The organism is Wolbachia endosymbiont of Tuta absoluta, from assembly GCF_059414725.1.
In genome coordinates, this window is sequence record NZ_JBNRJY010000420.1 from 1 (window position 1) to 3,325 (window position 3,325).

Below are 3,325 nucleotides of genomic sequence, written 5' to 3' on the forward strand. Positions count from 1 at the left end.
GATCTAAGGAGCTTTTACGACAATAGAGTTAGTTGGCTCAACCATTATGGTTTTCATTTTTCGTCTTTAAGATAAGTGACAAATAAATCTTATACATTTGTTGTACTTGCTGCTGGGCATAGTGAACGAATGAATTCAAGCTTGCCTAAGGTTCTGCACAAAATAGGTAATTTCTCCATGCTTGAGCATGTCATTTACAATGCAAAGCAGCTGAATCCTGAAAAAATAGTTATTGTAGTCGATTTGCCTTTAACTCAAAGGCTGAAATGCTTTGAGGGTATAAAACTAATTACACAAGAGTCAACGCTCGGCACGGGAGATGCAGTCAAAATTGCAATGAGGAACCTGAAAGAATTGTCAGATATAGTTGTTGTGCAGTATGGGGATACTCCACTAATAAAAAGCAGCACAATAACTAAAATGATAAGCTGCTTAGGAGAGAGCAATGCTTTAGTTTGTCTTGGGTTTAAAACTAATAATAAAGGATACGGTAGACTAATTATTGAGAACGGTTCCCTAAGAGAAATCGTAGAAGCACAAAATGGTAGAAATAATGATTTTGCTAATGCCGGAATAATGGTTGCACGTGAAAAGAATCTACGTGAATTGGTGGAGAAAATAGAGTGTAATAACCAAGCTCATGAATATTACTTGACCGATATCGTTTCCATTGCAGTAAAGAGTAATTTAAATGTCGGCTATGTTATTGCTGATGAGGAGGAGGCAACTGGCATAAATAATAGGAATGACCTTGCAACGGCCGAGTTTTACTTTCAAGAAGAAAAAAGAAAGTTTTTCACTAACTCTGGAGTAACGCTTGTTGCTCCAGAAACTGTTTTCTTCTCTCTTGATACGCAAATTGGTATGGATTCGATTGTTTACCCATACGTTTTTTTTGGTCCTGGAGTAAAAATAGGATCTGGTGTTAGGGTTGGTCCATTTGCCAAATGTGAAAATACAACAATAGGTGATGGTGCAATCATAGGTAATTTTGTTGAAACAAAAGCAAGTGATATAGGTATAAATACTAAGATAAAGCATTTAAGTTATATAGGAAATACTCAGGTAGGGCAGGGGAGTAACATAGGTGCAGGTACCGTTATTTGTAATTATGATGGGAAAAAGAAACATAGAACAAATATTGGAAGCAATTGTTTTATTGGTGCCAATAGTTCATTAATTGCACCGCTTAATGTGCATGATGACTCTGTCATTGCAGCAGGTAGCGTTATAGTGAAAGATGTGCCAAAGGGAAGTCTTGCAATTGCAAGAGAAAGGCAAGTAACTAAAAAAATAAAATAATTCCAATTTTTTTCTTGATGGTTATGCTTATATATGCATATGCTGAGATCTTAGATAAAAATGAAAAAATTATTTACCTTGTTGGTTTGTTGTTCTCTTTCAGTACCATCTTTTGGAGTTGATTGGATTAAAGATAGAATTTATACTTCTTTGTCATATAGCCGACTTGGTGTTAATTATGACGTTGGTTTTCACTATACAGATAGCGTTAAAATTTCAGTTGGCTATGTAATCAAACCTATTATTAATTCTCTAATCAAACCTACTCTTGATGAAGAATTTGGAGCAGTGGTGGGGCTTATGGCAAAGCTTCATTATCATCATAAATTTGAAAATACGGGTATTACTCCTTATATTACTGCTGGTGTTGGTGCTGTTATAGTGCGTACAATGAAGGCTAAACCTAATGTAGGTAGAGCTGATAGTATAGGTGAAAACATAAGTGCTCTACTTGGAGAGGCTTTCAAAGCTGTAGTCAATGATGAATTTTTTTCTTATCAAATAGGTTCTGGTATTAATCTTCCACTTTCTGAAAGAACAAGTGTTTTTGCTGGCTACAAATTGCAAAGGTTTCATAAAATTTTCCATGGAATTGAGCTAGGAGTGAGTTTTAATTTATAAACTCTGATTGAATATTTTTAGTAAAGGCTAGTGGGAAATTATATTGAAGCGAAAGTAAGTGATGTAGACTCAAATGATGATTGCAGCAGATAGTGAAAGATATGCCAATTTGCAATTGCAAGAGAAAGACAAATAACAAAAAAAATAAAATAATTCCAATTTTTTACTTGCAATTTATACTATTTTTAATATTTATATGCTTGTATATGCATATATTAATCTTTGGAGGATAAAAATGAAAAAGTTACTTACTTTGTTGGCTTGCTGTTCTTTGTCAGCACCGTCTTTTGGAGTTGATTGGGTTAAAGATAGAACCTACACCTCTTCGTCATATGGCATGCTTGGTGTTAATTATGATCTTGGCTATCATTGTACAGATAGCATTAAAATTTCATTTGGTCCTGCAGTTAAACTTGTTATGAGTGAAGGGATTTTAGACGCGGGACTTATGACAAAGCTTCATTATCATTATAAATTTGAAAATACAGATATTACTCCTTATGTTACTTTTGGTATAGGAGGAGTTGCTAAAATTCCTCTTTCAGAAAATCAAGGGCCAGACGTAGAAGAATTTTTTTCTTATCAAATAGGTTCTGGTATTAATCTTCCACTTTCTGAGAGAACAAGTGTTTTTGCTGGCTACAAGCTGCAAAAGTTCCATGAACTTTCGCATGGGGTTGAATTTGGAATGAGTTTTAATTTGTAAGCTCCGATTGAATGTTTTTAGTGAAGTCTGGTTTGAATTTTTGTTGAAAAAAAGCAAGTGATATAGGCTAAAATGATGATTGCAGTAGGTAACAAAATGTGACAAAGAGAAGTTTGGCAATTGCAAGAGAAAGGCAAGTAGCTAAGAAAGTGATTCCGATTTTATTATGTAAGTTATGTGATTTTTAACTTTTCTGTGGGTATATATGCGTATATTCATGGTTAGAGGGTAAAAATGAAAAAATTACTTACTTTAGTAGTCTGCTGTTCTCTGTCAGCACCGTCTTTTGGAGTTGATTGGATTAGAGATAGAATCTATACTTCGTCGTCATATGGCAATCTTGGTATTAATTATGAGCTTGGCTATCATTATACAGATAGCATAAAAATTTCAGCTGGTCCTGTATTGAAATCTGTTTTGTTTGGAGGATCTTTGGCAGAGTTAGGATTCATGGCAAAGCTTCATTATCATCATCAATTTGAAAGTACGGATATTACCCCTTATGTTACTTTTGGTGTAGGAGGTGGAGCTAAAGTATCTCAACCAGCACAGCAAGATCAACAGCCAGACGTAGAAAAGTTTTTTTCCTACCAGATAGGTGCTGGTATTAATCTTCCACTTTCTGAGAGAACGAATGTTTTCGCTGGCTATAAACTTCACAAGTTCAGTAATTTTTCTCATGGGTTTGAACTTGGA

General features: G+C 34.6%; 4 protein-coding genes. All 4 read left to right on the forward strand.

Annotation, left to right across the window (positions count from 1 at the left end; translation table 11 throughout):
• Window positions 1-75 precede the first annotated feature (75 nt).
• Window positions 76-1,302, forward strand: coding sequence for an NTP transferase domain-containing protein (locus ACJ5GX_RS04515; protein WP_052264905.1), 1,227 nt, complete (start codon window positions 76-78; stop codon window positions 1,300-1,302).
• A 60-nt stretch (window positions 1,303-1,362) separates the two neighbouring features.
• On the forward strand, window positions 1,363-1,923 hold the full coding sequence (locus ACJ5GX_RS04520) for a P44/Msp2 family outer membrane protein (protein ID WP_007302507.1): 561 nt from the start codon (window positions 1,363-1,365) through the stop codon (window positions 1,921-1,923).
• A gap of 235 nt (window positions 1,924-2,158) precedes the next feature.
• Window positions 2,159-2,629 (forward strand): P44/Msp2 family outer membrane protein, encoded by a 471-nt coding sequence (locus ACJ5GX_RS04525; protein ID WP_052264904.1) that lies wholly within the window; start codon window positions 2,159-2,161, stop codon window positions 2,627-2,629.
• 234 nt (window positions 2,630-2,863) lie between these two features.
• Window positions 2,864-3,325, forward strand: a 462-nt coding sequence (locus ACJ5GX_RS04530; RefSeq protein ID WP_495292746.1) for an outer membrane protein, incomplete at its 3' end; no start/stop codon positions are given.